The 26,301-nt window shown below is 67.6% G+C and carries 22 protein-coding genes and 3 pseudogenes; 14 read left to right on the top strand and 11 right to left on the bottom strand.

The genetic code is table 11. The features are described from left to right. Positions 1–37 precede the first annotated feature (37 nt). The 9 genes and pseudogenes from AB0C62_RS25225 to AB0C62_RS25185 form a co-directional block, all read right to left on the bottom strand. Positions 38–289, bottom strand: a pseudogene (locus tag AB0C62_RS25225) (helix-turn-helix domain-containing protein); the annotation flags it as partial. An 83-nt stretch (positions 290–372) separates the two neighbouring features. Then, positions 373–1,260, bottom strand: coding sequence for a shikimate dehydrogenase (locus AB0C62_RS25220; RefSeq protein ID WP_362976693.1), 888 nt, complete (start codon positions 1,258–1,260; stop codon positions 373–375). 173 nt (positions 1,261–1,433) lie between these two features. Continuing rightward, a complete protein-coding gene (locus AB0C62_RS25215; RefSeq protein ID WP_362976691.1) occupies positions 1,434–3,164 on the bottom strand; it encodes an FAD-dependent oxidoreductase in 1,731 nt (576 codons plus the stop codon). 209 nt (positions 3,165–3,373) lie between these two features. Then, positions 3,374–4,126: an ABC transporter ATP-binding protein gene (locus AB0C62_RS25210; protein ID WP_362976689.1), complete on the bottom strand. Its 753-nt coding sequence runs from the start codon at positions 4,124–4,126 to the stop codon at positions 3,374–3,376. Then, complete coding sequence (locus AB0C62_RS25205; RefSeq protein ID WP_362976687.1) at positions 4,123–5,961, bottom strand: branched-chain amino acid ABC transporter ATP-binding protein/permease; 1,839 nt, start codon at positions 5,959–5,961, stop codon at positions 4,123–4,125. The genes AB0C62_RS25210 and AB0C62_RS25205 overlap by 4 nt, the downstream gene beginning before the upstream one ends. Next, on the bottom strand, positions 5,958–6,827 hold the full coding sequence (locus tag AB0C62_RS25200) for a branched-chain amino acid ABC transporter permease (protein ID WP_164369211.1): 870 nt from the start codon (positions 6,825–6,827) through the stop codon (positions 5,958–5,960). Before AB0C62_RS25200 ends, AB0C62_RS25205 begins: the two co-directional genes overlap by 4 nt. 66 nt (positions 6,828–6,893) lie before the next feature. Next, positions 6,894–8,048, bottom strand: a complete 1,155-nt coding sequence (locus AB0C62_RS25195; RefSeq protein ID WP_362976685.1) for an ABC transporter substrate-binding protein — start codon at positions 8,046–8,048, stop codon at positions 6,894–6,896. 5 nt (positions 8,049–8,053) lie between these two features. Further along, complete coding sequence (locus AB0C62_RS25190) at positions 8,054–9,802, bottom strand: thiamine pyrophosphate-binding protein (protein WP_362976683.1); 1,749 nt, start codon at positions 9,800–9,802, stop codon at positions 8,054–8,056. Next, a complete protein-coding gene (locus AB0C62_RS25185) occupies positions 9,799–11,301 on the bottom strand; it encodes an aldehyde dehydrogenase family protein (RefSeq protein ID WP_362976681.1) in 1,503 nt (500 codons plus the stop codon). The genes AB0C62_RS25190 and AB0C62_RS25185 overlap by 4 nt, the downstream gene beginning before the upstream one ends. Positions 11,302–11,510: 209 nt before the next feature. On the opposite strand from AB0C62_RS25185, the gene AB0C62_RS25180 reads away from it, so the two are divergent. From AB0C62_RS25180 to AB0C62_RS25115, 14 genes and pseudogenes are all read left to right on the top strand, one after another. Beyond that, complete coding sequence (locus AB0C62_RS25180; RefSeq protein WP_362976679.1) at positions 11,511–12,281, top strand: IclR family transcriptional regulator; 771 nt, start codon at positions 11,511–11,513, stop codon at positions 12,279–12,281. 54 nt (positions 12,282–12,335) lie between these two features. Next, positions 12,336–13,541, top strand: a complete 1,206-nt coding sequence (locus tag AB0C62_RS25175; protein ID WP_352203073.1) for a CoA transferase — start codon at positions 12,336–12,338, stop codon at positions 13,539–13,541. After that, positions 13,538–14,380: a citryl-CoA lyase gene (locus AB0C62_RS25170; protein WP_266850477.1), complete on the top strand. Its 843-nt coding sequence runs from the start codon at positions 13,538–13,540 to the stop codon at positions 14,378–14,380. The genes AB0C62_RS25175 and AB0C62_RS25170 overlap by 4 nt, the downstream gene beginning before the upstream one ends. Positions 14,381–14,559: 179 nt before the next feature. Continuing rightward, complete coding sequence (locus AB0C62_RS25165; protein WP_362976677.1) at positions 14,560–16,713, top strand: PQQ-binding-like beta-propeller repeat protein; 2,154 nt, start codon at positions 14,560–14,562, stop codon at positions 16,711–16,713. A gap of 192 nt (positions 16,714–16,905) precedes the next feature. Continuing rightward, positions 16,906–17,898, top strand: coding sequence for a ThuA domain-containing protein (locus tag AB0C62_RS25160; protein ID WP_362976675.1), 993 nt, complete (start codon positions 16,906–16,908; stop codon positions 17,896–17,898). Positions 17,899–18,177: 279 nt separating this feature from the next. Continuing rightward, positions 18,178–18,309 carry a pyrroloquinoline quinone precursor peptide PqqA gene (pqqA, locus tag AB0C62_RS25155; RefSeq protein WP_362976673.1) on the top strand — a complete coding sequence of 44 codons (132 nt, stop codon included), beginning with the start codon at positions 18,178–18,180 and terminating at the stop codon, positions 18,307–18,309. An 11-nt stretch (positions 18,310–18,320) separates the two neighbouring features. Further along, complete coding sequence (locus AB0C62_RS25150; protein WP_362976671.1) at positions 18,321–19,217, top strand: MBL fold metallo-hydrolase; 897 nt, start codon at positions 18,321–18,323, stop codon at positions 19,215–19,217. Next, positions 19,214–19,972 carry a pyrroloquinoline-quinone synthase PqqC gene (gene pqqC, locus AB0C62_RS25145; RefSeq protein ID WP_362976669.1) on the top strand — a complete coding sequence of 253 codons (759 nt, stop codon included), beginning with the start codon at positions 19,214–19,216 and terminating at the stop codon, positions 19,970–19,972. The genes AB0C62_RS25150 and pqqC overlap by 4 nt, the downstream gene beginning before the upstream one ends. A gap of 29 nt (positions 19,973–20,001) precedes the next feature. Beyond that, on the top strand, positions 20,002–20,238 hold the full coding sequence (pqqD, locus tag AB0C62_RS25140) for a pyrroloquinoline quinone biosynthesis peptide chaperone PqqD (protein WP_362976667.1): 237 nt from the start codon (positions 20,002–20,004) through the stop codon (positions 20,236–20,238). After that, entirely contained in the window at positions 20,235–21,311 is a 1,077-nt protein-coding gene (gene pqqE, locus AB0C62_RS25135) for a pyrroloquinoline quinone biosynthesis protein PqqE (RefSeq protein ID WP_362976665.1), read from the top strand. The genes pqqD and pqqE overlap by 4 nt, the downstream gene beginning before the upstream one ends. A gap of 31 nt (positions 21,312–21,342) precedes the next feature. Then, a pseudogene (locus AB0C62_RS25130) lies at positions 21,343–21,486 on the top strand (Tn3 family transposase); the annotation flags it as partial. Positions 21,487–21,692: 206 nt separating this feature from the next. Further along, positions 21,693–22,348, top strand: a pseudogene (locus AB0C62_RS25125) (HNH endonuclease family protein). 89 nt (positions 22,349–22,437) lie between these two features. Further along, positions 22,438–22,746: a hypothetical protein gene (locus tag AB0C62_RS25120; protein ID WP_362976664.1), complete on the top strand. Its 309-nt coding sequence runs from the start codon at positions 22,438–22,440 to the stop codon at positions 22,744–22,746. Positions 22,747–22,958: 212 nt separating this feature from the next. Beyond that, positions 22,959–23,360: a hypothetical protein gene (locus tag AB0C62_RS25115; protein ID WP_362976662.1), complete on the top strand. Its 402-nt coding sequence runs from the start codon at positions 22,959–22,961 to the stop codon at positions 23,358–23,360. Between the two features lie 7 nt (positions 23,361–23,367). On the opposite strand, the gene AB0C62_RS25110 is transcribed toward AB0C62_RS25115, so the two are convergent. Together AB0C62_RS25110 and AB0C62_RS25105 are read right to left on the bottom strand one after the other, a co-directional pair. Beyond that, a protein-coding gene (locus AB0C62_RS25110) for an IS5 family transposase (protein WP_362976660.1) occupies positions 23,368–24,227 on the bottom strand; the annotation gives its coding sequence in 2 pieces (ribosomal slippage) (positions 23,368–23,873 and positions 23,873–24,227; 861 coding nt in all). A 135-nt stretch (positions 24,228–24,362) separates the two neighbouring features. Next, positions 24,363–25,550, bottom strand: a complete 1,188-nt coding sequence (locus AB0C62_RS25105) for an Ig-like domain-containing protein (protein ID WP_362976723.1) — start codon at positions 25,548–25,550, stop codon at positions 24,363–24,365. Positions 25,551–26,301: the final 751 nt, after the last annotated feature.

The following is a 26,301-nucleotide window of genomic DNA, read 5'->3' as shown; positions in this document are numbered from 1 at the left end:
CTCGAGATCCTGGAGGCAACCTCTGCGACAGCGGAGACCGGCCTCCCGCCCACCGAGGGTCCAGGCAGGCCGGCCCGATCTCGTTGAACCGGTGGATCACATCGCGGGCGGTGTCCTCGTCGGCCTGCACCAGCTGGGCGATCACCGGGACCCGGTTCGCGCCGGCCGAGGCCAGCAGCAGCATCGCGCGTCGGAAGCGGACCGAACTGGTGCTGCCCCGGCGCACGATCTGGTGCAGCTTCTGCTCCTCCGGGTCGGTCAACCTGCGCACGCGGACAGGCTCAGCCACCGCACCCCCAGCACTCGGATCGGACGACACGCAACCTCAGACCGCCCCGACCACCAACCCGGCGAACCGATGTGGTCAGAGCTCTAGGTGGCGACAAGGGTGGCCATGTGGGCGAGCATGCGGCCAGCATCGGGCTCGCAGCCGGTGAAGAGCCTGAATGCCTGCGCCGCCTGGTGGGCTGCCATCCCGCCGCCGTCCAGCGTTCGACAGCCGAGGGCTCGCGCCCGGCGCAGCAGTTCGGTGTCGAGGGGCCGGTAGACCACGTCGGCGACCCAGAGCTGTGGATGCAGCAGTTCTGCGGGGAGCGGAAGTCCTGGGTGGTGCGCCATTCCCATAGGGGTGGCGTGCACCAGGCCGTCGGCCGTCGCGAGCAGGTCGGCAAGTTTCTCTTGCGGGGCGGCTGCCGCCCGGCCCGGGCCGAAGCGGGCGACGAGTTCGGCGGCGAGCGACGAGGCTCGGCCCGCCTCTGTGTCAACCAAGGCGAGTTGGCCGGCGCCGAGCGTGAGCATCGCGTGTGCCACGGCCGCACCCGCGCCTCCGGCACCGAGCTGGACGATCTGCCGGGTGGGGGCGTGCTTCAGGCCGTGAGCGAACGACGTGGTGAACCCGCTCCAGTCCGTGTTGTGACCGCAGGACTTGCCGTCCGGACCGAACACTACGGTGTTCACCGCGCCGAGCAGGCTGGCGTCCTCGGACAGGTCGTCAAGGTGGGGAATGACCGTCTGCTTGCCGGGGTGCGTGATGTTGAGCCCGTCGTAGCCGAGCCGGCGGGCCGTGTGAACGAGGCGTCCGACGTCGTCGGCCCCCAGGCCGAGTTGGTCAAGGTCGAGAGTGCGGTAGAGGAGCCGAAGGCCGTGGTGGTCCGCCTCCTGCTCGTGGAGGGCGGGGCTGAGGGAGGGGCCGATACCGGATCCGATGAGACCGATCAGATACGAGGTCGGGGCCGGGGCCGGGGCCGGGGCCGGGGGCATGGTGCGCTCTCTTCCAGCAGGAGGCGACGTGGTCGGGGCGGTGCATTCGTGGATCTCCGCGCGCACGATGGCGCCTGCTGCCCCGGGGCGGCAGACGTATACCTGCTTGCCGAGGACTTGTGTGCGGTGGGGCGGGATGCGGTCTCCGACACGATGGGCTGCACGGGGATGCGCTACGAGCGGCCGTCGTGATGGTTGACGGGCAACGCTGGAAGCGATCTTGCCGCGTGGCGCGCAGCCAAGTAGCCGAAGGTGAGGGCGGCGCCTATTTGGCATCCGGCTCCTGGGTACTCCGATGCGGTCGGAGAGTTGGCGTCGTTGCCACACGAGTAGAGGCCGTCAACGGGTGCGCCGTTGTCGTCGAGTACCCGGCCTTCGTGGTTGGTCCTCAGGCCGAGTGTGGTCGCGAGGGGCGTCGGGACGACGGCGATGGCGTAGAACGGTGGTCGCTCGATCGGGCCGAGGTTCACATTGGGTGTGTGGACTGGATCGCCGTACTGATGCCCGTAGGGATGGGATCCCTTTCCGAAGGCTTCGTCGCGACCGGTGCGGGCGAAACCGTTCGTGTCTGAGATGGTGCGGGCGAGACCGGCTGGATCGACTTCGATCGCGGCTGCGAGTTCGTGGATCGACTGTCCGGTGCGGAGGTAGCCGGATCGCAGGTGGCGTGTGAGAAGCGGGCGTGGTGTGTGCGGGCGGATCATGCCGAGTCCGTACGCGGCCAGGGCCCGTGCATCGGTCACGAGCCACGCAGGGATCGTCGGGACAGAGGCATGTTCTGTGTACATGGCGCGGACGAAGCGGTGGTAGGACACTGACTCGTCCACGAACCGGTGGCCCGCGGCGTTGACCGCGATGATCCCCGGCTTGGCCCGGTCCCAGATGTGGGGGAACACGGCGGTGGATCCGTCACGTCGGCGCCCGATGGAGCTCGGGAACCACAGGGCGTTGTCGCCATCGGGTTCTGTCGTCGCGGCGCCCACGGCCCGGGCAAGCCTCATCGAATCGCCGGTCGCTCCTTCGGCCGCGCGGGTGAACTGCGCAGTGGGCGTGGGCAGGTGGCGGGCACGCAGTTCCGGGCTGGCGGAGAATCCGCCGGTGGCGAGGACGACACCAGCGTGTGCGGCGATCCGCATTGTGCGTCCCCGCTGTGAGATGAGTGCGCCCACTACTCGGCCGGCATCAGTGATCAGTTCGGTGGTCCGTGCCGTGAACCACACATCACCGTCGCGACGCAGAAGATGGTGATAGAGGTTTGCGGTGAGGGCGTTGCCCATAGCGAGTCGGGTACCGCGTGGGTAGCGGAGCATGTCCGTTGCCCAGCGGGCGCCGAGGCGTAGTGCCAGGGCCGTGCCGCGCGCCGAGCCGCGGAACACGGAAAGGAGGTCGTCTACTTCCGAGCGGCGGACCATGAGTGTGCCGCCGAAGAGGGCGAACTCCTTCACCGGGCGGCGGATGCGGCTGAAGTGGTCTTTGCCGAGCTTGCGCCCGTCGAAGGTGTGGGGTTCGAGGGCGCGTCCGATGCCGTGGCCGGGTATCTCGGGGTGGTAGTCGACGGCCGTCGCGGAGTGCCAGAACCTGATCCCGGCGCGTTCCAGGTAGTCGATCATTGCCGGGCCGTGGATGAGGTAGCTCTCGCGCAGTTCCTTGGGGGCGCGATTACCGACGAGGGTGTCGAGATAGTCCTGGGCTGCAGCGGTATCCGCGGCAGGATCCGTCTGGTGGCGGTGGCCGGGGACCCAGACGGTGCCCGCCGAGTATGCGGTTGTGCCGCCGAGCCATTCGCTCTTTTCCAGGACGAGGACGTCGAGGCCTTCCGTGGCGCCGACGAGGGCAGCGCCGAGGCCACCCGCTCCGGAGCCGAGGACGAGGAGGTCGACTTGGTGGTCCCAGGAGTCGGTCATGGGGTGATTCCTATCGAGGTGCCGTGGGGGCCCGCGCCGTGCAGGGTCGGGCGGGCGCGCGCCCCGCTCGGACGCCGTGGCTTCGCCGACTCTCGTCGTAGATCCGCTGGTCGCCTGGGCCGCGTCGGGTGGGACGCGGCCCAGTGGCCGATCGGCGGTCGGTGTTCAGAAACAACGGGTCGGGCGGGAAGGCGGCTGCTTGGGGCAGCTCATAGCCCGAGGTAGATCTGCCGTACCCGCTCGTCGTGTGCGAGTTCTTCGGACGTGCCGGACATGGCTACAGAGCCGTTCTCCATCACCAGGCAGTGGCTGGTGACGCCGAAGGTCAGTTTGGCGTTCTGTTCGACCAGAAGGAGGCCAAGTCCTTCGCCGCGTAGGCGGATGAGGATCTCCAGGACGTTTTCGATCAGCTTTGGTGAAAGCCCCATCGAGGGTTCGTCCAGCAGCAGCAGCTTCGGCTTGGACATGAGTGCCCGGCCGATGGCCAGCATCTGCTGCTGTCCTCCTGACAGGTCGCCGGCTGCCCGGTTCCGGAAGTCCCGCAGGATGGGGAAGAGGTCGTAGACGTGCGCGAGGGTGTCGCGGGTTTCCCCCTTCCACGAGCGGTGGTAGGCGCCGAGCAGCAGGTTCTTCTCGACGGAGAGTCCCGGGAAGACGTGGCGGCCCTCGGGGACGTAGCCGACGCCGTGGCGGACCATGTCCCGCGCTCGTACTTTGCTGAGGTCCGTATTCCCAAGGGTGATGCGCCCGCTGCTGCGCGGGACAAGCCCCATAAGGGCTTTGAGCGTGGAGGTCTTTCCTGCACCGTTGGAACCGATGATCCCCATGGACTCGCCGGGGGCGACGCTGAGGGCTACCGATCTGACCGCACAGACTCCGCCGTAGTGGACGGTCAGGTCGGTGACGGCGAGGCTGTCCGTGCCGGCGTCGGCCGCGGACGGCTGGGCAGCTGTGGTGGTCATCGCGAAACCTCCGGTGCGGCATCGACGTGTATGTCGTCGGCGGTCATCGAATCGCCCAGGTAGGCCTCGATGACCTCGGGGGTAGCGGCCACTTCGGCGGGTGTTCCCTCAGCGATGACGTTGCCTGCGGCGAGAACGGTGATCCGTTCACACAGGGACATGACCAGCCCCATGTTGTGTTCGATGAGGACAACGGTGACGCCCTGATCGCTGATCGACCGAACGATCGCCGAGAGCTGGCCGACCTCCTCACCGTTCAGGCCGGCTGCCGGCTCGTCCAGGAGAAGCAGGCTGGGCCGCCCTGCCATGGCCCGCGCAATCTCGATACGCCGCTGGATCCCGTACGGAAGCGCCTGAGGGTGGGCGTCGGCGAAAGCGGTGAGCCCGTACTCCTTCAGAATGTGGTCGGCCTCTGCCTGCAGCCGTCGTTCGTTGGAGAGAACGCCGACAGGCCACACGGCGTACTGCCAGACCGTGCTGGTGCGGGACCGGTCGAGCACGACGAGGATGTTCTCGCGGACGGTCATCTGGGAGAAGAGGCGCAGGTTCTGGAAGGTGCGTGCCATTCCCGCCAGGGACAACTGGTAGGGACGTGCCCGGCTGATGTCGCGGCCGACGCCGGTGACGCTGCCGCCCGACGGCCGGTAGAGCCCGCTGATCACGTTGAACAGGGTTGTCTTGCCGGACCCGTTGGGTCCGACGATGCCGCGGATCTCTCCGCGGTCCACGGTCAGCGTCACATCGTTGAGCGCGGTCAGTGCGCCGAAGCGCTTGGTGATGTGGCTGATCTCGAGCGCTGGCCCGTTGCCCTGTCCGCTGTCGGGTGTCTGGTCTTCGGGGATGACGCTCGGCAGGTAGAGGCCAAGTTCCGGGGCGCGTACGTCGTCGCCTTTCCTGTGGCGGTTGATGGCTTCCCTGATGCGTTCCGGGATCCCCGCGATGCCGGTCGGGGCGAACACCACCATGAGGACGACGACGATGCCGTAGCCGAGTTGGGCGTAGACGGCGAAGTCGACGAGGGCCTCGCGGATCAGTACGAGGCCGACCGCGCCGACCACGCAGCCGATGAGGCTGCGTCGGCCGCCGATGATGACCATGGCCAGCAGCAGGAACATGTTGCTGAGGCTGAAGGTCTCAGGTGCCACGTACCGGATGAGGCCGGCATAGAGGATGCCGGCCACTCCCCCGTAGGCACTGGCGAGAAGGAAGGCGGTCATACGCAGCAGGGGAATTTCCGCGCCCATGGCGCCGGCGGCGAGGGAGTCGTCCCTCATCGCGCGCAGCCGGCGCCCCAGCCTGGTGCGCACCACGAAGGTGCCGAAGGCGAGCGCGAGGGCGAAGACCACGATCTCGAGGTAGTAGTACATGTACTCGTCGGCAAGGTCGATCCCGAAGAGCGGTGGCACGGGGATGCCCGAGATCCCGTCCGCCCCTCCGGTGATCTCCGCGTTGGTGATCCAGTTGACGAATCCCAGCGCGAGTCCGAGCGTGACGATGCCGAGGTAGTGGGACTGCATGCGCAGGGCCGGCAGGCCCACGAGCAGACCCACGAGCATCGTCGTTCCCATGCCGACGATCGCGGCTGTCCAGAAGCCGTATCCGGAGTGGGTGGTGAGGATGGCGGTGGTGTAGGCCCCGACTCCGAAGAACGCGACCTGGGCGAGGTTGATCTGGCCCGCTACGCCCATGACGAGACCCATGCCGACGGCGAGGAGGGCGAAGATGATGGCGATGTCCACCACATGGATGGAGTAGCTGTTGAGGCCGTACGGGAGCGCGTAGGCCAGGACGCAGGCCAGCGGGATGAGCGTCAGCTTTGACTTGAGGATGCTCACGCTCGGCTCACCGTCCTCTCGCCGAAGATGCCGGTCGGGCGGATCATGATGGCCGCAGTGAAGACGAGGAAGGTGACGAGAACGCTGTAGCCCTGGAAGTGGTCTCCTGCGTAGGAGTCCAGGACCCCGATGGCCAGGCCTCCCACCACTGCACCCGGGATGCTGCCGAATCCGCCGAGCATGGCTGCGGCGAAGCCTTTTACGCCCAGGGCCCCGCCCAGGGTGGCGTCCACGTAGAGCATGGGACCGGCGAGGCTTCCGGCGAGCGCCGCGATGCCGGCGCCTATCGCGAAGGCGAGGGCGTTGCTGCGGCCCACGTGGATGCCGACGGCGGTGGCGGCCTCATGGTCCATGGCCACCGCTTGCATCGCCGCTCCTGGCTTGGTGCGCTGGAGGAAGAGCGTGAGCAGGACCACGGAGGCCGCGGTGATGGCGATGACCATCAGGTCGTAGGTACGGATACGGACGCCCATGATCTCCAGGGGGCCGGACGTGATCGGTGAGGGCATGGCCCGTCCGGTGGTCCCCCAGATCAGCGTCGCGGCCGCCTGGAGGACGGTGCCGAAGCCGATGGTGCCGATCAGCATGAGGTCGAAGTCCTTGTTCTCCAGCGGGCGCAGCACCCGCTCGATGACCAGACCGATGATGCCCGTGACGACGATCGAGATGAGGATGGCCGCGGCGAACGGCACGTGCGAGGTGAGGTAGAACGTGGAGCAGGCGTAGGCGCCGATCATCGCCACGTCGGCATGTGCGAAGTTGACGAGGCCCATGGTGCGGTAGACGACGGAGAAGCCGACAGCGATCAGCGCGTAGATCGCGCCCAGGCTGAGCCCTCCGACGAGGGTTTGCATGGTGACTTGCATGGTGGCTCCCTGAAGCCGGTTGCGGAGCCCGGCTCTCGGCTCGACGGGCTGGCGGGCGAGGCGGCCCTACTGAGCTGCGGAGAGCTTTCCGTCCTTGATGACTCCGATGGTGGTCTTGAAGATGCCGACGCCGGTGTCGTCGTAGGCGAAGTCCCCGAGCAGGCCCTGGTACTTGGTGGCGCGGATCTCGTCGGCGAGCTTCTTGCCGGTCGCCACCTTGGTGTTCTTCAGGGCGGTGAGCACGATGTTGGTGCCGTCGTAGGCCTTGGCTCCGTGCAGTTCCGCGTCCTTGCCGTACTTGGCCTTGTAGGCGGCGGCGAAGGACCGGCTGGCGTCGCTGATGTCGTTGCTCAGGTACGGGGAGCTGACGATGGTGCCTTCGGCGTTCGCGGCGCCGGCGGTGTCGGTGAACACGGGTGTGCCCTGGGGGGCCGCGCCGGCGAAGGGGGCCTTGATGCCGAGGTCGCGGGCCTGCTTGACGATGAGGCCGGCTTCGACCTCTTCGGATCCGAGGAAGATGACGTCGGGCTTGGCCTGACGGATGCGCGAGAGGGAGGCGCTGAAGTCCTTCTGGTCGGTGGTGACGACCTGGTCGGCGACGGGGGTGATGCCGGCCTTCTTCAGTGCGGCGGTGAAGGCGTCGTGCTCGCCCTTGCCGTAGGAGCCGTTGTTGGAGATCAGTGCGATCTTCTTGTACTTCCTGGTGTTGATCAGGTAGTCGGCCAGCGTGGAGTCGTAGGTGGTGCTGGTCGGCCCGTTGAGGAAGAGGAAGGGACTCTTGACGTCGACCAGGGCCGTCGCCTGACCGGAGGTGATGTTGGGGATCTGGGCCTGCTTGAGGATGGGGGCCATGGCGACGGTCACGGCGCTCTCGGCGGTGCCGATCATCGCTATGTAGTTCCCGCTGTCCAGCTTGCGCGCGATGTTGGTGCCGGTGGTCGGGTCTCCCTGGTCGTCGAAGACCGTCAGCTTGATCTTGCGGCCGTTGATGCCGCCCTTCTTGTTCCACTCGTCGACCGCGAGCTTGGCGCCCTTGGCTTCCCAGTCCCCCAGGGAGGCGAGCTGACCGCTCTGGGCGTCCACTACGGCAAGCTTGATCGGTCCGCTGCTGCCGGCCTCGTCCGACGAGGAGTCGCCCGGGGCGCTGCACGCGGACGCGGCGAGAAGGGCGCTGAGAGCGACGGCCGGAACGGTGACGGTGTGACGGAGTCTTGCGCGCATGGAAATCATCCTTCGTCCTGAAACATGCCCTGGTAGATGTCGTTGATGTTCCAGTGACCGGGCGTGGGGACCGGCTCGTTGACCATGGGAATGTCGATGACTGCGGGCCGTCGACGCTCCACCGCGGTGGAGATCACCTTGGCCAGGTCCTCCGCGGTTGCCACCTCGTAGCCGTCGGCGCCGCACGACCTTCCGTACGCGGCGAAGTCGGGGCTGTAGGGCTGACCGTCCGGACCGGTGAAGTCACATCCGTACCCTCGGCCGTAGTTGGAGCGCTGGAGGTCGGAGATGGTGCCGTGGGCGCGGTTGTTCATGACGGCGAAGATGACCGGCAGCCCTTGCTCTACCGCCATCGGCACGGCGGGCAGTTGGGCGCTCATTCCGCCGTCGCCGATGAGGGCGACCACGGTGCGCTGCGGCTGGGCCATCTGGACGCCGACAGCCGCGGCCGGTCCGAAGCCCATGGTGGAAGCTCCGCCTGGCGTGATGAACCGTCCTTGGGGCGGCAGGTCGTAGGACTGTGCGACGCCGTTCTTGTTCCAGCCGACGTCGGTGACCAGGATCGTGTCGGCGGGCAGGCTTGCCCGCAGGTCGGCGAGAATGCGCTGAGGACGCAGCGGGAAGTTGTCGCTCGCGCCGTTCTCGTCCGCGTTCTGGAAGAGTTCAGCTCGGCTCGCGGCGATGGCCTCTCGCAGGCCGGGGCGGCGCGTGGGTTCGGGCTGCAGGGCTCGCACGGCGGCGTCGATGGCGCGCACGGAGTGGCCGACGTCGGCGACGGCCCCGATCTCCACCGGGTAGTTGCGGCCGATCTCGGCCGGGTCGATGTCGATCTGGATGAGCTTGCTCGGCGGGAAGTTCCACGTGTAAGCGGCTTCCCAGGAACTGGCGTCGGTCTCCGCGAAGCGGGTGGCGAGGGCCAGGACCACGTCCGCGTCCTTGGTGTGGGCGTGGGTCGAGTCGAGGCCCCAGAAGCCCGGCATGCCAAGGAGCAGGGGATGGCGGTCGGGGATGGCGCCCTTGCCCATGAGGGAGTGCGCGAGGGGGATGTCGAGGTGGTCGGCCAGTGCGAGCAGTGCGTGCTTGGCCTCGGGGGTGCGCAGTCCCCCACCGAAGTAGATGAGCGGCCGTTCGGCGTCGACCAGGGCCTGGGCGATGCGTTCGGCGGTCTCTTCCGTCAGTCCGGGCAGCGCGCTGTCGGGTATGGCGTGGGTTCCGGGGGTGTAGGGCTCGACCTGCCGCGAGAAAAGGTCCATGGGCACGTTGACGAGTACGGCGCCCGGCCGGCCCGACGTTGCGGTCCAGAAGGCGCGCTCCAGGGTCCGCGGCAGGTCGGCGGTGCGCTGGACGGGCCAGGCACGCTTGCAGAAGGGCCGGTAGATCGCGGTCTGGTCGGCATCCGCATGGAGGTTGACCTCCTGATGCGGGTGACGGCCGTAGTAATAGGAGGGGATGTCGCCGGAGATGACGATGAGTGGGACGGAGTCCATGGCGGCGGTGGCGACGCCGGTGACCGCGTTCATCATGCCGGGGCCGACGTGCGTGAGCAGGACGCCGGGCTTTCCCGAGGCACGGGCGTAGCCGTCGGCAGCATGGGCGGCTGCCTGCTCGTGCCGGGCGATGACGAAGTGGATCGGACTGGGGCCAAGGGCGTCGAGCAGTGCGATGTTGGTGTGGCCGCAGGTGCCGAAGACGTACTCGACGCCGTACGACTCCAGCTGGGTGACGAGCGCTTCAGCCGCGGTTACGGTGGTCACTGGTTCTCTTTCGTGAGGTCATGGCGATCGCCCCAGATGGACAGGCCGCGGAGTATGAGGGTCTTGACGACCGTGTAGTCGTCGATGAGCCAGCGCGGCGATTCGCGCCCGAATCCGGAGTCCTTGACCCCGCCGAACGGGACGTGGTCGAGACGGAAGTTCGACGTTCCGTTGACGATCAGCCCGCCCACTTCGAGGCGGCGCCAGGCAGTGAAGATGCGGTTGATGTCGTGGGTGTAGAGGCCGGCCTGCAGTCCGTAGCGGCTGGCGTTGCATTCCCCCAGGACGGTGTCGAAGTCGTCGTAGGGCATGACGGCGACAAGAGCACCGAAGACTTCGTGGACGACGACCGAGGCGTGTGCGGGCGGGCCGGCGATGATGGTCGGGGCAGCCGTGGCGCCGTCCCGGGTGCCGCCGCGCAGCACGCTGGCTCCCAGCTCGCGGGCCTCGGCAGACCATCGGACCACGCGGTCGGCCGCGTCCTCATCGACCATGGATCCGATGTCTGTGCCGGGGTCCATCGGGTCGCCGACGACCAGCGTGTCGACGGCCGCGGCGAACGCGTCCAGGAAGTCGGGGTAGCGGCTGCGGTGGACGTAGACCCGCTGGACGGAGATGCAGCTCTGGCCGGAGTTGCTGTACCCGGTGCGTGCCGCGGTCTTGGCCGCAGCGTCGATGTCAGCGTCTTCGCAGATGATGGTGGCTGCGTTGCCGCCGAGTTCGAGGGCAAGCCGTTTGGCGCCGGCTGCGCGTGCGACGGCCGCCCCTGTGGCGGCGCTTCCGGTGAAGCTGATGACGTCGACCTCGGTGGCACCGCACAAGGCGGCACCGACCTCTCCCCCGCCGTGCAGCAACTGGACTGCCTGGTAGGGCATTCCGCTGTCGAGGAGCAGGGCCACGATGGCGGCGGAGATGGCGGGCGCCTGCGGCGGGGCCTTCACGAGGGTGGTGTTGCCCGCCGCGAAGGAGGCTCCGAGCTTGTGGGCCAGGAGGTTGGCGGGAGCGTTGAACGGTGTGATGGCCAGCGCCACTCCGGCCGGCGCCCGGTAGGTGAAGGCGCTGTTGCCGACACCGGTGTTCCAGCCCGCCACCGGCAGTGTCTCTCCGTCGATGCGGCGGGCTTCCGCGGCGCAGACCTCGAAGGTGGAGGCGACTCGTTCGATCTCTACGCGGCTGTCCTTGACCGGTTTCCCGAGCTCGAGGGCCAGCAGCTGGGCGAGTTGATCGCGGTTGGCCAAGGCAAGGGCGGAAGCTCGCTGCAGAATGTCGGCCCGCGCCGCAGGAGCGAGCGAGGCCACTTGGGGCGCGTACCGGCGGGCGTCGGCGACCGCCTGCTCGATTTCGGCAGGCAAGGCGGTGGGGGCGCGGCTGACGGTTCGCCGCAGGTAGGGGCCGGCGCGTTCTGCGGTTGGTCCTTCACCGGACCATGTCCCCGCGAGGAATGGTGGTGCGTCGACGACGTCTGCATCGGCGACGGATTTGAGGAGGACTTCCAGCATCACTTCTCCAGATAAGCCATCTAGCGGTTTGCGTAGACCGCCTTGTGGACTGGCGTGTAACGTACGGGCGCCGGTTGGGCTTGGCAATAGTCAGCACGGAAGAAGTTGAACCCTGAGGTAGCGCACCAGTTGGGTGCCGCTGCCGACGACCTGACGCTGTCGCGGCGCACCCACGGCGGGCACCCGGCAACCCCCACGAAGGAGAAACCATGGATCTTGAGCAGGGACCGAATGGTGTGCGCAGCGTCCGCCGCGCCCTCGACATCCTTTCGCTGCTGACTGAGGATCAGCCTGTCGTCTCGCTGAAGCAGATGGTGGAGGCGACCGGTCTGGCGAAGACCACCGTGGTGCGGCTGGTGCAGACGCTTGAGGGTTACGGTCTGCTGTGGTTGACGGACGCGGGGTTCACCGCAGGCCCTGGGCTGTGGCGCTGGGCCCATCTCGCGCGTCAGGGCTGGGAGTTGCCGGCGGAGACCGTCAAAGTGCTGCGGGATCTGGCCAATCGGCGTGGTGAGACCGCGAACGTCATGATCCGCCGCGACATCCACCGCGTGTGCGTCGCCCAGCAGGAGAGCCCCAAGCCGCTGCGCCACGTGGTGCGGGTGGGCGACGAGCTTCCCCTGTGGGCCGGTGCGTCGTCCAAGGTGCTGCTGCGCGGTGCGAGCGATGCGCTGCTGACACGGATCGCGCAGGCCTCGCCGTACGGGGCACCTCACGCGGAACGGCTGCGGGAGCGGGTGGATGAGGCGGCCCAACAGGGTTACGCGGTGAGTCAGGGCGAGCGCGAGGTCGGCCTCACGGCCGTGGCGGTGCCGCTCAGTACCGGGTCGGGCGTGGTTGTCGCCGCGCTCTCCCTCAGCGGCCCCAGCGCTCGCATCACCCAGGACCTGGTCGAGGACTTCGCCCAGGACCTGCTCCAGGTGGCCGCTCAGATCATGTCGCAAGGACTCGTCGATCACCCTCTGGGACCGAAGGGCTGACCGTCGTGTCGATGACGGTGTCCTCAGGGGGCACCGCGTGAGGAGTAACCACGTATGGATGTGCGACCGCTCGATGACATAAGAGTGCTGGACCTGACGAACGTTCTGGCCGGCCCGTACTGCAGTTACCACCTCATGCTGCTCGGGGCGGAGGTGATCAAGGTGGAGCGCCCCGGGCAGGGCGATCTGGCTCGCAACCTCGGCCCGGACGCCGACTTGAACCGGGCCGGCATCGGTGCCTCCTTCCTGGCCCAGAACGCCGGCAAGAAGTCCGTGGAGCTCGACCTCAAGGACCCGGCGGATCGCGCCGTCTTCGAGGAGATGCTGGCCGGTGCGGACGTGCTCCTGGAGAACTTCCGGGCCGGCGTCCTGTCCCGGATGGGATACGACCAGGACGAGCTCGACCGGATCAACCCGCGCCTGATCTGCTGTTCGATCTCGGGCTTCGGGCAGACCGGGCCGATGAGCGATGCCCCGGCCTACGACCAGATCATCCAGGGGCTCTCCGGGATGATGAGTGTCACCGGCACGCTCGACACAGCTCCCCTGCGGGTCGGCTTCCCGGTGTGCGACACGACCGGCGGGCTCTCCGCAGCCCTCGCGATCAGTGCTGCCCTGTTGCACCGGGAACGCACCGGACAGGGCAGCAGACTGGACGTCTCCATGCTGGAGACGTCCCTGTCCGCCATGGGCTGGGCCGTGTCGAACTACATGATCAGCGGAGTTCCCCCGGAACCGATGGGGGACCAGAACGCCACCGCCGCGCCGTCCGGCACGTTCCGCACCGCGGACGGACCTCTGAATATCGCGGCCAACCAGCAGCGCCAGTTCGAGGTCTTGTGCGAGCTGGTGGGAGCCCCGGAACTGGTCACGGATCCCCGTTTCGCCGAACGGGAGGGCCGCAAGGCCCGGCGTGAAGAGCTGAACGCAGCTCTCAACACCGCGCTCTCCCGGCGTCCGGCAGCCGAATGGGAACGGATGCTCACGGCCGCCGGCGTGCCCGCCGCACGGGTTCTCACCGTGCCGCAGGCCCTGGACCAGCCTCAGTTGAGGCACCGGGGGTTCATTGCCGAACTCAGCAGGCCCGACGGGTCGGGCACCGCTCTTCCGGTGCTCGGCAGCGGAGTGCTCTTCGACGGCGAGGCCTTCCTGCCGCGGACCCCGCCGCCTCTGCTGGGCGAACACAACCACGAACGGGACGAACTCGCTTCGCGCTGGTCCGCCAACACAAGCGCCGCGAAGGAGACAACCCGCACATGAGTGCACCCACACCGGAACAGAACGAGGCCGCGCAGTGGTGGGCCACCGACGTCAGCCACATCGAACCCGGCTCCATCGAACTGCGTGGCCGGCCCGTCCAGAGCCTGATCGGCGCGGTCGGTCTCGTGGACATGATCTGGCTGCTGCTGCGCGCCGACCTCCCGTCCCCCAGACAGTCCGCCCTGCTGGAGGCAGCCCTGGTGGCGGGCGTGGACCACGGGCCGCAGGCGCCTTCGATCGCCGCCGCGCGCATGGCCGCAACCTGCGGTGTCGGCCTCAACAGCGCGATCGCCACCGGCGTCAACATGCTCGGCGACGTCCATGGCGGCGCGGGGCAGCAGTGCGTGCAGATGCTGGAGGAGATCCGGGCCCTCCACCTGGACGGAGACGACTGGGACACGGCGGCCAGTGAGGTCATGGCGCTCTGGCAGGCCCGATCCCGCTACCTTCCGGGCTTCGGCCACCGCTTCCACCCGGTGGATCCCCGCCGCGATCCGCTGCTGCGGCTGACCGAGGAAGCCGTGACCGCCGGAGTCGTTGCGGGAGACCACCTCCAGGCCGCTCTTGCCGTCGAGCGCGCACTGCAGCAGCGCCGGGCCGGCGCCCGCCCTGTACCGATGAACATCGACGGTGCCACGGCCGTCATCTATGCCGAACTCGGCTTCCCTGCGCCGCTCGCCAGAGGCCTGTTCGTGCTGAGCCGGTCGGTGGGGATCCTGGCGCACGCGTGGGAGGAGACGGGGCAGGGCCGGCGGAACAAGGGCCCCATTCCGCGGTCCGTCCTTCCCGCCCGTCTGACATCCGCGGAACCGCTCTCCGTCGAGGAATCCGCGTCGTAGCCCTTGTCAGGCGTCGGCAGCGTCCTTAACGTATGGAACCGCCTCCGGGCGACCATCGTGCGGGTCTAGCAAACCGCACAGCGGACCAAGATCCGCTCTCCCGCTCTCTCTTCCCCTCGCCCCCACCGGACCATCAGGTGGATCCGGAACTGGCAGGGTCATGCCACGAAAGAGGGTTCATGGACAGACGCAGTTTCCTCACCACCGCCGCGGCAGCAGGCACGACAGCGACCGTTGCCATGCTCAACGCCCCCGCCGAGGCCGCGGAATCACGAACCGGGACGCTGGCAACTCCCGTTCCCCGGCAGGCCTTCACGCCGACGGACAAGAACTTCCCCAAGGCCGGCGGCAACCTGGCCAACCAGAACTACTCGGCCCTCAAGAAGATCACCCCGCGCAACGTGAAGCAGCTCGGCGGAGCGTGGCACATCAACCTGGAGGGCGGCGACACACGCAGCGCCCAGCAGTGCGCCGTCGTCGCACAGGACGGCGTGCTGTACATCGCCACCACCCAGCAGAACATCTTCGCCGTCAACGGGCGGACCGGTGCCGTCAAGTGGAAGACCAACGTCGGCGCCGAGACCACCAACATGCGCGGCGTCGCCCTCGGCCAGGGTCTCGCCTTCACCATCTCGGGCGAGAACACCGTCTACGCCCTGGACCAGAAGACCGGCGCGGTCGTGTGGACCAAGGCCATGCTCATCGAAGACCAGGGCGATCCCGACTGCGACCCGGCCAGCGGCCAGTGCGGCGGCAGCAGGGGCAGTCTGGCCGGCGCGGTCGTCTACTGGGACGGCCTCATCTACGTCGGCACCCAGGGCAGCACAGCCGGCGCCCGCGGCCGCGGCTACGCGCTGAACGCGGCCACCGGCGAGGTCGTCTGGACGTTCTGGGGAACCCCCGGTCCCGGCGAGTACGGGCACGACACCTGGGAAGGCGACACCTGGAAGACCGGCGGTGCGGTCTGCTGGATCCACCCCGCAGTCGACCCCGAACTCGGCCTCGTCTACTGGACGTTCGGCAACCCCTACCCGCGGACCGACGGCTCCACGAGGGGCGGGGACAACCTCTTCGCCAACTGCCTGGTGGCCATCGACGCCAAGACGGGCAAGCGTCGCTGGCACTTCCAGTCCGTCCACCACGACATCTGGGACTACGACGGCGTGATGTCGCCGGTCCTCGCGGACATCCAGATCGAAGGGCGCAAGCGCAGGGTCGTCGTCTACGGCAGCAAGACCGGCATGTACTACATCCTCGACCGGGCGACGGGCGATCCGGTGCACGGCATGGAGGAGCGCCCGGTACCGCAGCACGAGGCACAGAAGACCGCCGCCACCCAGCCCTTCCCCGGGGGTGAGCCCTTCGTCGAGACGGAACCGCGGATCGACAAGGCCACCCGCCCCGTGCCGTTCTACGCGACCGGCGGACTCTTCGAGGTGCACTGGGACCGGCCGACCATCCTCTACCCCGGAGCGGGCGGCGGGGCCGACTGGTCCTCTCCCTCTTTCAGCCATCGCACCGGGCTGGTCTACGTGGGGTACGGCCTGATCAACTCCGCGTACTCCAACACCCACGGCGGCCGGGTCAACACCGCGCGGCCGCTGGGCGAGTACTTCGCCGGCGGAGTCGTGGCGGTGGACCCGCGCACCAACACGGTCTCCTGGCGACAGGAGGGCGACTGGTCGCTCGCCCACGGCAACGGCGTCCTGTCCACCGCCAGCGGCGTGCTCTTCCAGGGACGTCCCGACGGCGTCCTCACCGCTCTGGACGACGCGACCGGCAAGGAACTGTGGACCTGGCAGTGCGGCGCGGGCGTCAACACGAGCCCGATGACCTACGAGGTGGACGGCGAGCAGTACATCGCGGTCCTGGCCGGCGGAAACGGTCTGCCCTACCCGGACATCCCCAAGGGTGACCACCTCTGGGCGTTCAAGGTCGGCGGCAAGGTCGGACCGGCGGCCGCCCCCGTGCCGCCCTCGAAGCGCAACCAGATCCGTGTGGCGGCGGTCAGCGGCGCCACGGCGGGCAACACCGTTACGCTGGGCCGCGTCTGGGACAGCGCGAAAGCCGCGCCGGGCGCCACGGAGAACCTGGTCGCTCAGAACGCGATGTCTCCGCAGCACCTCGCCATCTCCAAGGGCACCACGGTGACCTTCACCAACCCCGCCTCCAACAAGACGGCGCACGGCGCGGTCGCCTTCTTCGAGGCCGAGTTCGACACCGGCCTGCTCATGCCCGGCGACTCGTACACCCACACCTTCGACACGCCCGGCGAGTTCTTCTACAACGACCCGGTGTCCCCGCAGAGCACCGGCAAGATCGTCGTCTCCTAGCGTTTTCGCTGCGCTCGGCCAGGCCGCGGCCCTCAACCTCCCGGCGCCGCCCGCCGCCCCTTCGTAACGGTCCGTGCCCCTGTAGTTCGCCGAACCCGGTGACAGCGCGCGGCCACCGCCAGCCCCTCTCTTTCAGCACGTCTGCCGGCGTGCCGGTTCGGCATGCCGTCCGCACCAGAAGGAAGCACTCTCATGACAGGAAGAACGCTCCGGGCCAGAGCCCTGAGCACTCGCTCAGCCGTCCTGGCCACCATCGGGATGACGCTCGCCATGGTCGCGGCGCTCCTCGCGACAGGGACTCTCAGCTTCGCCCACGGCCGGATCGGAACCGGTGCCCAGGAACTCGGCGACCCCGACTACGGGGTCTGCCGCGGTCTCGACGACGACTGCTACCACGACTGGGGCAATTTCGACCCGGCCAAGGGCTACAAGGTGCTCCTCTACACCCGCACCGCAGGGCCCCGTCACGCCAATCTCGGCCCCGCACTGGGCGCCGGCATGAACCCGCCGCTGACCGACGCGAACGTGGTCCAGAACGCCATGCTCAAGCTGGGTGAGAAGGGCGGCTTCCAGGTCGACTACACCGAGGACGTAAGCCAGCTCGCCTCGCCGAACACCCTGTTCAAGTACAACGCCGTGGTGTTCTTCTCCACCAGCAGGGACGCGTTGGACGACGCCGCCCAGACATCCCTGCGCCAGTACATCCGCGGCGGAGGAGGCTTCGTGGGCATCCACAACGCTTTCGGCACGGAGTACAACTGGCCTTGGTATGAAGGCCTGTTGGGCAACGCCAACTTCTACGACCACGGTGCGGCTCAGCCGGGAGTCGTCCAGACGGTGGAGCGCAAGGACACCTCGACCAAGGAGCTTCCCGCTCGTTGGAACTTCACCGACGAGTGGTACAACCTGGTGCCCGCTCCGACCAAGGTGCGCCTTCTCGCCAAGGTGGACGAGAGCACCCTCGCCAAGGGCGTGGCCGGCAACTACAACCACCCCGGCCACGGAGACAACCACCCGGTTGCCTGGTGCCAGTACTACGACGGCGGCCGCTCCTGGGTCACCACGCTCGGCCACGACGCCAAGGAGTTCACCACCGACGGTTCGTTCGCCGGTGCGGCCGAGTTCCAGAAGCTCATCGTCGGCGGCATCCAGTCCGCCGCCGGCATGAAGCCCTTCTGCAAGTAGCGGCGATCAGGCGCGGGTTGGTTGGCGGTACAGCAGGCTGTACCGCCAACCAACCCGCCGGGGCAGTGAGGCCGACGGCAATCCGGATCACATCCGTCCCGCCCCTTGCCACTGCAGCCCACCCTGCCTAGCGTATGAGGCAACCCATCTGGCGGCCCATGAGAACCGCCTAGCGGTCCTGGCTCTTGGGTCTCTGCCCGCCTCCGCCCCACCGCGAGCCAGCCAGCCAGCCACAGAGTTGCCACGACCCCCCGATTCCGTTCCCGAAGGGACACCGAGATGCTCGACAACACCACACCCGAGCCGCAGGCCGACACCACCATCAACGCCACCACCGCCTGGGTGACCCCTGACTTCACGGTCGTCGACACGGCCATGGAGGTCACCGCCTACTCCCTCAACGCCCTCTAGAAGAAGGCCCCGTGCGCCTGCTCACGCTGGGCACGGCAGCAGGTGGAGGCGTTCCTCAATGGAACTGTGCGTGCCCCGGTTGTTCCGGGGCACGCACCCACCCCGACCGTCGCCGCAGCCACGACTCCCTCGCCGTCCTGGGTCACAATCCGCCCGCCTGGTTCCTCGTCAACGCCGGCCCCGATGTGGCAGCTCACCTTGAGGCACACAGCGAACTGCGGCCAGGGCCTGGGGAGGAACGCACCCCGGTCGTCCGAGTCCTGCTCACCGACGCCGAACTCGACCACACCAGCGGGCTGCTGAGGCTCCGCGAGGCACGTCACATCGAGATCTACGCCACCGAGCCTGTGCGCCAAGCCGTGCGCGAGCGTCTGGCGCTGGACACTGTCCTCACCCCCTACACCTCACTCACCTGGCATGACCTACCCGAGGTCGACCAGAGTGCAGCAGTTGTCGCGGGTATTGAGATCGCGGCCGTACATCTGTCAACCAAGCGTCCCCGCTACGCGGCGGACGCGCCTGAAGACAGTGCCTGGGTTTCGGCGGTCACTCTGCACGATCCCGCTCGCGGCACGACTGCGCTGTACGCGCCGGCACTCGCTGAATGGAGCGAGGACTTCTCCAAGGCAGTGGCCGGAGCCGACTGCGCCTTCATCGACGGAACGTTCTGGGACGACGAGGAGCCGCGCCGGATGGGCGTTTCCAGTCGGACATCCACCGGTATGGGGCATCTGCCCATCGACGGCCCGGACGGAACCGCCGAACGGCTCGCCGCGCTGCCCGCCCGCTGCCTCTACACCCATTTCAACAATACGAATCCCCTGGTCGACCCCTCCGCTCCCGAGCACGGCGTTCTGGCCGAGCAAGGACTCGAGGTGGCGCAGGACGGGATGGTGATCGAGCTATGACGACGGCACCGCCGCGACACGCCACGGAAGCTGCAGACGCCCAGGAACCGGACGACGAGCCCCTGTCCCCCACCCTGTTCGAAGCCGAGCTCCGGGACCTGGCCAGGAGCCGCTACCACGACAGACACCCGTTCAACCTGCGGATGCACCGGGGCGAGCTCTCACCCGACGAGCTGCGCACCTGGGTGTCCAACCGCTTCCACTACCAGCGCAGCATCCCGGTGAAGGACGCGCTGATCCTCGCCAAGCTGCCCGAGCCGTCGATGCGGCGCTCCTGGCTACGCAGGATCCAGGATCACGACGGCCTGGTCGACGGCGAGGGCGGCATCGAGCGCTGGCTGCGCCTCGGTGAGGCGGTTGGCCTGAGCCGCAGCCAAGTAGTTGCGGGCGCACATGTATTGCCTGGCGTGCGACTCGCCGTCGATGGCTACGTGAACTTCTGCCGGCTCAGCCCTGCGCTGGAGGCCGTCGCCTCCTCACTCACCGAACTGTGCGCACCGAACATCATGATGACCCGCCTGGAAACTTTCCCCGTCCACTACCCGTGGATCGAGGAAGCGGGCCTTGCCTACTTTCGCAGCAGGGTTCCGCAAGGGAGCCGGGACGGCGTCGAGGCACTCGCCTGGGTGATCGACTGGGCGCGGACCCGCAGCGACCAGCACAAGGCGCTGTCGGCACTGGCTTTCAAATGTGACGTCCTCTGGTCTCTTCTCGACAGCGTGGAACACGGCGGCACACCGGAGAGAGCACGGTGAGCGCCCCGGAGCGCTCATGGTGTCCGCAGATGTCACCCGCCGTGGTACTGCGCCACGACAGGGCACGCGGCAACCACGTCCTCCTCATGCCGGAGAGGGTCGTGGTGCTGGAGGGCAGTGCCCGGCAGGTGGTGGAACTGTGCGACGGAACCCGAGCGGTTGAACAGATCATCGAAGAGCTCCGGGAGCGGTTCCCTCACGCTCCCGTCGACACAGAGGTCGGTCCGTTCATAGAACGGATGCGTGAGAAAGGCTGGATCCGGTGAGCACGATCCCACCCCCGTGGGGCCTACTGGCAGAACTGACCCACGCCTGCCCCCTGCACTGCGGCTACTGCTCCAATCCCCTGGAACTGACGCGCCGATCACAAGAACTGAGCGGACAACAATGGGTTGAGGTGTTCCGTCAAGCCGCTGAGCTCGGAGTTCTGCAGACCCATCTGTCCGGTGGAGAGCCGCTGCTCCGCAAAGATCTCGATGTCATTGTTGCCGGTGCCGAAACGGCAGGCCTGTACAGCCAGTTGGTCACCAGTGGTTCAGGCCTCAACGCGGGTCGGCTGCGCTCCCTGACCGATGCCGGGCTGCGCAGCGTCCAGCTCTCTGTCCAGCACTCCGACGCCGATACTTCGGACCTGATCGCCGGCAGCCGGGCCTTTGCAACCAAGGAGTCTGCTGCGGCGCTCGTCAAAGACGTAGGGCTGCCTCTGGGTGTCAATGCTGTACTGCACCGGCACAATCTGGACGCCGTCGACGGGTTGGTGGAACTGGCGCTGCGGTGGGGTGCCGATCGTATCGAGCTGGCCAACACGCAGTTCTACGGATGGGGCCTCCTGAACAGGGAAGCGCTGATGCCCGGGCGGGACCAGCTCGCCCGGGCCGTGGAATCCGTCAGCCGATGGAGGGAGCGGCTCGACGGGCAGCTGGAGATCGTATGGGTGGCCCCGGATTACTTCGACGGAGTGGCAAAACCCTGCATGGGCGGCTGGGGAGCCGTCTCCCTCACCGTGACCCCGGACGGCACCGCTTTGCCCTGCCCAGCAGCTGCCACCTTGCCCGGCCTTGACCGGGTCAACGTCAAAGACCACCCACTGCGCTGGATCTGGGAGGAATCCAAGCCGTTCAACCTCTATCGAGGCACTGACTGGATGTCCTCCCCATGTCGAACGTGCGACCGGCGCGATCAGGACTTCGGCGGCTGCCGGTGCCAGGCCTTCGCCCTGACCGGCGATGCCACCCGCACCGACCCGGCCTGCTCTCTGTCTCCAGACCACGCGACACTGTCAACCTTGGCTCGGCCGGCAACGAGCGGCGTGACCGAACTGATCCCACGTCGGCCGTAAAACCCGTCAGCCTGAAGGGGAGAACCCCCGCTCCTCCCTGCACACCCTGGACGCGCTGCTAGACCTGGACGGCGCGGTGAAGCCGGAGATGGTGGCCACCGACAACGCGTCGAACTCCGGCATGATGTCCGGCCTGTTCAAGATCCGCGGCTACAACTTCAGCCCGCGGTTTCGGGACTTGGCGGCGCTGTGCGTTGCCGTTTGCGCAAGCCTCGTCTTTGAAGTTCGCCCTCCAGGCACGGGGGTGGGAGGACAACGTCCTGACCAACGCGCCCTGTGGCGGCACTTCGAGTTCTGGTGCGGAATGACCATGGCCCTCGCACGGGTGAGACCCAGTAGGAGTTCGGGCGGGTCGCGGTCGGGCGCCGCTGGCAAGACCTCATGTTCTCGAAGATCGCGACCGTGGCTGCGGCCCTCCTCGTCCTGCCTCTCAACGTCACCCCCGCTTGCGCACATGAGATGGAGACCGAGCCCGTTGCCGATGACCGCGGCCGTCGATCTGTTGCCCAGGCGTCCGAGTCCCGTGATGGCTACCAGCGCACGAGCTTCAAGCACTGGGTCGACGCCGACCACGACGGCTGCAGCATCCGAGTTGAGGTACTGATCTCAGAATCCCGCGTGCAGCCGACGATCGAGCCGGGCTGCAAGGTGACCGCCGGCCAGTGGTACTCCTTCTACGACGGCGTCACCGTCACCACGCCGGGCGTCCTGGACATTGACCACATGGTTCCGCTCGCCGAGGCCTGGGACTCCGAGGCCTCCGCCTGGACCCCGGGGCGCCGCGAGGCTACGCCAACGACCCCGACGCAGAGAGCAATCTGGTCGCGGTCACCGCCCGCACCAACCGGTCCAAGGCCGACCAGGACCCGGCCGAGTGGCTCCCTCCCCTGCTCGACGCCCGCTGCACGTACGCCGCGGACCGGGTCGCCACGAAGCTGCGGTGGAAGCTGTCCGTGGACGACCGCGAACGGGCGGCACTCGCTGAGATCGCGGCGGGGTGTGGGCAGGAGCCCGTCACCTACGAGGCGGCTCCGTAGCTCACAGGCATCAGATGCCGTCTTCCGTCCACGCTCCGTCTTTCCGATCTTCGTTCTGATGCCCCCGGACCGGCACTACAGTGCGCGCCGTGGACATCCCCGACTACATACCCGACTGGTCCGTCTGGATCATGCTCGGCCTTGCGGCACTGCAGGCCATCGGCCTCGTTCCCATCAGCGGCCGACTGCGTGCCTCGGATCCCGCCGTGCGCTCCGAGGCACGCTTGGACCTGCTCGACGCCGTGGGCAGTCTGCTGGCGTTCGGTGGGTTCGGGCTGACGCTGGTGGCTTCTGTGTCCTGGTTCTGGCTCGGGTTGTTCGGCTTCGTTCTCATGACGGCCGGATATGTGGTGAAGGGCGTTCGCCTGTTGCGGGCCCGTCGTCGTCCCACGGGCTGACGCCTGCCGGGACCTAGGGCGTGTCTCTCAGATCCGTCTATGACATCGTCGTACTCGTGATCGAGTCATGGCCGACTCGGCGACTTCTAGGGCAGCGTCGCCTGGCGCAGGGGGAAGGCATGGTTCACAGTCCATTCAACGTTTCTTCGGCGCATGACCAGAGCATGCGCTGGAAGCTTGGCGGGTCTGGGTGGGCTACATGGTCGTGGTCGGTGAACGATGCCGAACAGATGGTGCGCGCCTCGTACGTAGGGCCTGAGGTCCTGGCCGGGTTCATGAACGGTGTCCAGGCTCTGCTCCTCGGGTGCAGTGCGACCTTCGTGACGTTCTTCGACGAGCCGAGCGGGACGAGAGTCTTCTTCAACCAGACAGAGAAGGAAGTCTTCGTTCAGATAGTGGAGTTCGCGGACCTGAACGAGCCGGCGTCCTGGTGGTCGAACGCGAGACTGGTCTGGGCAGGTCGGGTACAAACAGAGGCGTTCGTCAGTGCCTTCATGGCCATGATCGAGGAGCTTCTCTCCGAGCATGGGACACACGGGTACAGGAGGCGCTGGGGCTACGAGTTCCCCGCCTTGGAGTGGGCGGCCCTTCAGGCAGCGCACAGCTCCCGCTGACTCGAACCTAGACCCGCGTCCAGATCAGGATGGCTGCGAGGTGCAGTGCGGCCTGGTAGGCGATGGCGAGCTTGTCCGTTCGCATGGCCAGACCGCGCCATTGCTTGAGGCGATTGATGCACCGCTCAACGGCATTGCGCTGCTTGTATGCCTCGGCGTCGAAGCCGGGCGGGCGACCACCGGCGCGACCTCGCCGCAGTCGGTGACCGACCTGGTCAGCGGGCTGCGGGATCACGGCACGGATACCTCGCCGCCGAAGATGCGCACGGATCGCACGGGATGAATACGCGCGGTCCGCCAGGACGACGTTCGGGCGGGTCCTCGGCCTTCCGGTTCCGCTTCGGGGAACACGGATACCGGCCATGACGGTCTCGAAGGCCGGGGCGTCGCCCGCTTGGCCAGCAGTGACGCGGAGGGTCAAAGGCCGTGCATGGCTGTCGCTGACGAGATGGACCTTCGTAGTCAGGCCGCCGCGGGAACGTCCGAGCGCGTGGTCATCGGGCTCGACACGAAACGGCGCCCCTTTTTCCTGGCTCCGGCGGCGTGCTGGTGGGCCCGGCAGACAGTCGAGTCCACCGACACGGTCCAGCCGATGTCGTCAGCACCGTCGGCCGCTGCCAGGAGCGCGGCGAGGATCTGTTCCCAGGTGCCGTCCACGGCCCACCTGAGCAGCCGTTTGTGAGCGGTCTGGAATGAGCCCAGCTCATCCGGCAGGTCCCGCCAAGGCGAGCCGGTGCGGTACTTCCACGCGATGGCCTCCAGGGTTCGACGGTGGTCGGCCCATCGCCGACCACGGACCGGATCGGCCGGCATCAACGGCTCGATCCTGTCCCACATCGCATCAGTGATCACCCACCGGACAGACACATCCGATCAACCGACGAGCAGACCAAGGAGACACGCCCTAGGTGTCGGCCCCCAGGTCGTGCCACATGGCGTCCCGTAGGGCTTGATACGCCTGGTCGTAGCGGCGGCGGCCTACGGCGTACGAATCGTTGTGCGTCAGTTCGATGCGCTGCCCGAGACCCACGTGCTCCACGGCATGTTCCAGTCGCTGAGGCCGTTGTCCGGGGCCACCGTGGCCTTGTCCGCGGAGTTCTTGACGATCACGACGTCACCGGTCATCGAGTTGTCGAAGAACCATGCGGCGGGCAGCTTGCCTTCGTCGGCGTTCCTGACGTCCTTCAGACCGACGCAGCCGTGGCTGGTGTTGACCTTGCCGAAGACCGAGTCGCCGCCCCAGTAGTTGCCGTGGATGAACGTGCCCGAGTCGGTCAGGCGCATGGCGTGCGGCACGGCCTCGATGTCGTAGGAGGGCTTGCCGTTCTTCTCCGTGAGGCCGACGGTCGCACCGTTCATGTGGATCTGCCGGTACTTCTCGGAGATGACCATCTGGCCGTTGTACGTCGGGTGCTCGGCGCTGCCGGACGAGATAGGGATGGTCTTGATCGTCTTGCCGTCCCGCACGACGGACATCTGCTTCGTCTTGGCGTCGACGGTGCTGATCTGGCTCCGGCCGATCTTGAACGTGACCGTCTTCTGGACGCCGTCGAGGCTCATCTTGACGGTGACGGTGGAGCCGGGCTTCCAGTAGTGCTCGGGGCGGAAGTCCAGCCGGCTGCTGTTGAGCCAGTGACCGACGATCTGCTCGCCGCTGCTGGAACTGACCTGGATCTTCGACTTCACGGCGGCCTTGTCGCCGATCGCCTTGTCGAAGTTGAAGGTCACGGGCATGCCCACGCCGACGGTCGAGCCGTTCTCAGGGGAGAGGTGCCCGAGGAAGTCGTTGGCCGGGGAGACCGTGGCGATCGCCGCGTTTTCGTTGGCGGAGCGGCCCTTCGCGTCCTCGGCCTCCGCGGCGACCTGATATCGGGTGGCCTGCTTCAGTGGGCCGTTCGGCGCCCAGGACGTGCCGTCCGCGGACAGGGTGCCCGGAACCTCGGTGCCGGTCGCGACGGCAGTCATGGTCACTTTGGTGAGCTTGCCGTTACTTACGGTGACACTCACGGGGTCGTTGATTCCTATGCCGTGGGCCCCACCGGGCGTGATCTCTATTCGGGCATCGGAAGCGTCCTGGGTGTCCGCCCGATCCGCCCGTGCCTGCTTTTCAGGGTGAGCCCCGGTGTCGCCGGTGGCGGCGTAGCTGGTACCGGTCAGGGCCGTCAGTACGAGGGCCCCGGCCGAAGCCATCAGTACGGCGCCTCGCTTGCGTGCGGTGATCAAACGCTTCTCCCGGGCCACTGGTCGTTGAATCCCCCGGCCGATCGACAGAGGGGCAGTCAGTCCTAAGGGGATATTTTTACCCATTGGTCCGTTTTAATGGGAGGATTGTGACGGGTTTCACGCGTTATATGCCCGGCACTGAGATCTGCCAGACGGCCGGATGGCGTGTGATCGATCCGCTCTCGTCGACCGCTGCAGGGCTTACGGCGACAGGTCTGGCGGAGGCCTGGTTCATCGGCGCTCGGTGCAGCGCTGTATGGGTTGGTTGGCGCACCACCCTCCGGCCACAGCGTCGCTTGCCGCCGCCACCCGCGTGAGCGCGGGCGGGCACCGTCACGGACGAGAGCAGCCGCTGCCGCGCCCCGTGTCCGCGTACTCGCTCGCACTGGCTCTCCGTACACGTCGAAGCCGACGCTGGCGGAAGTCTCGGCGGCAGTGTCGAAGATCCGCACCTCCTGGCCGGCAGCGGGTCCCATGCAGACGAGGGCCCGGTCGAGCTCCGGCCGTCTCAGGCTCGGCCCGTCACAGAGCTCGCCTCGCGCAAGGGCGACCAGGTCGGTGGTGACGCGCTCGAAGTCGCCGATCTCGGGCCATTCGGCCCCGCCGCCCAGTTCGTGGGTGAGCGTGGCCAGCGGGACCGGCGCCCCGTTCGCGGCCGGGTCAGCAGACCATGGATCCGGGCCCCATCAGGCTGCCGAACCTGCGGGTGCAGCAGAGG

This window comes from Streptomyces sp. NPDC048643 (genome assembly GCF_040650615.1).
GTDB lineage: Bacteria > Actinomycetota > Actinomycetes > Streptomycetales > Streptomycetaceae > Streptomyces.
The sequence above is the reverse complement of the archived record's forward strand: the minus strand, read 5'-3'. Positions and strand labels throughout refer to the sequence as shown.

Coding starts and splice junctions, on each gene's coding strand:
- AB0C62_RS25220 (WP_362976693.1), bottom strand. CDS start 1,260: ATGCCCCCGGCCCCGGCCCCGGCCCCGGCCCCGACCTCGTATCTGATC.
- AB0C62_RS25215 (WP_362976691.1), bottom strand. CDS start 3,164: ATGACCGACTCCTGGGACCACCAAGTCGACCTCCTCGTCCTCGGCTCC.
- AB0C62_RS25210 (WP_362976689.1), bottom strand. CDS start 4,126: ATGACCACCACAGCTGCCCAGCCGTCCGCGGCCGACGCCGGCACGGAC.
- AB0C62_RS25200 (WP_164369211.1), bottom strand. CDS start 6,827: ATGCAAGTCACCATGCAAACCCTCGTCGGAGGGCTCAGCCTGGGCGCG.
- AB0C62_RS25195 (WP_362976685.1), bottom strand. CDS start 8,048: ATGCGCGCAAGACTCCGTCACACCGTCACCGTTCCGGCCGTCGCTCTC.
- AB0C62_RS25185 (WP_362976681.1), bottom strand. CDS start 11,301: ATGCTGGAAGTCCTCCTCAAATCCGTCGCCGATGCAGACGTCGTCGAC.
- AB0C62_RS25180 (WP_362976679.1), top strand. CDS start 11,511: ATGGATCTTGAGCAGGGACCGAATGGTGTGCGCAGCGTCCGCCGCGCC.
- AB0C62_RS25175 (WP_352203073.1), top strand. CDS start 12,336: ATGGATGTGCGACCGCTCGATGACATAAGAGTGCTGGACCTGACGAAC.
- AB0C62_RS25170 (WP_266850477.1), top strand. CDS start 13,538: ATGAGTGCACCCACACCGGAACAGAACGAGGCCGCGCAGTGGTGGGCC.
- AB0C62_RS25165 (WP_362976677.1), top strand. CDS start 14,560: ATGGACAGACGCAGTTTCCTCACCACCGCCGCGGCAGCAGGCACGACA.
- AB0C62_RS25160 (WP_362976675.1), top strand. CDS start 16,906: ATGACAGGAAGAACGCTCCGGGCCAGAGCCCTGAGCACTCGCTCAGCC.
- pqqA (WP_362976673.1), top strand. CDS start 18,178: ATGCTCGACAACACCACACCCGAGCCGCAGGCCGACACCACCATCAAC.
- pqqC (WP_362976669.1), top strand. CDS start 19,214: ATGACGACGGCACCGCCGCGACACGCCACGGAAGCTGCAGACGCCCAG.
- pqqD (WP_362976667.1), top strand. CDS start 20,002: ATGTCACCCGCCGTGGTACTGCGCCACGACAGGGCACGCGGCAACCAC.
- AB0C62_RS25105 (WP_362976723.1), bottom strand. CDS start 25,550: ATGGCTTCGGCCGGGGCCCTCGTACTGACGGCCCTGACCGGTACCAGC.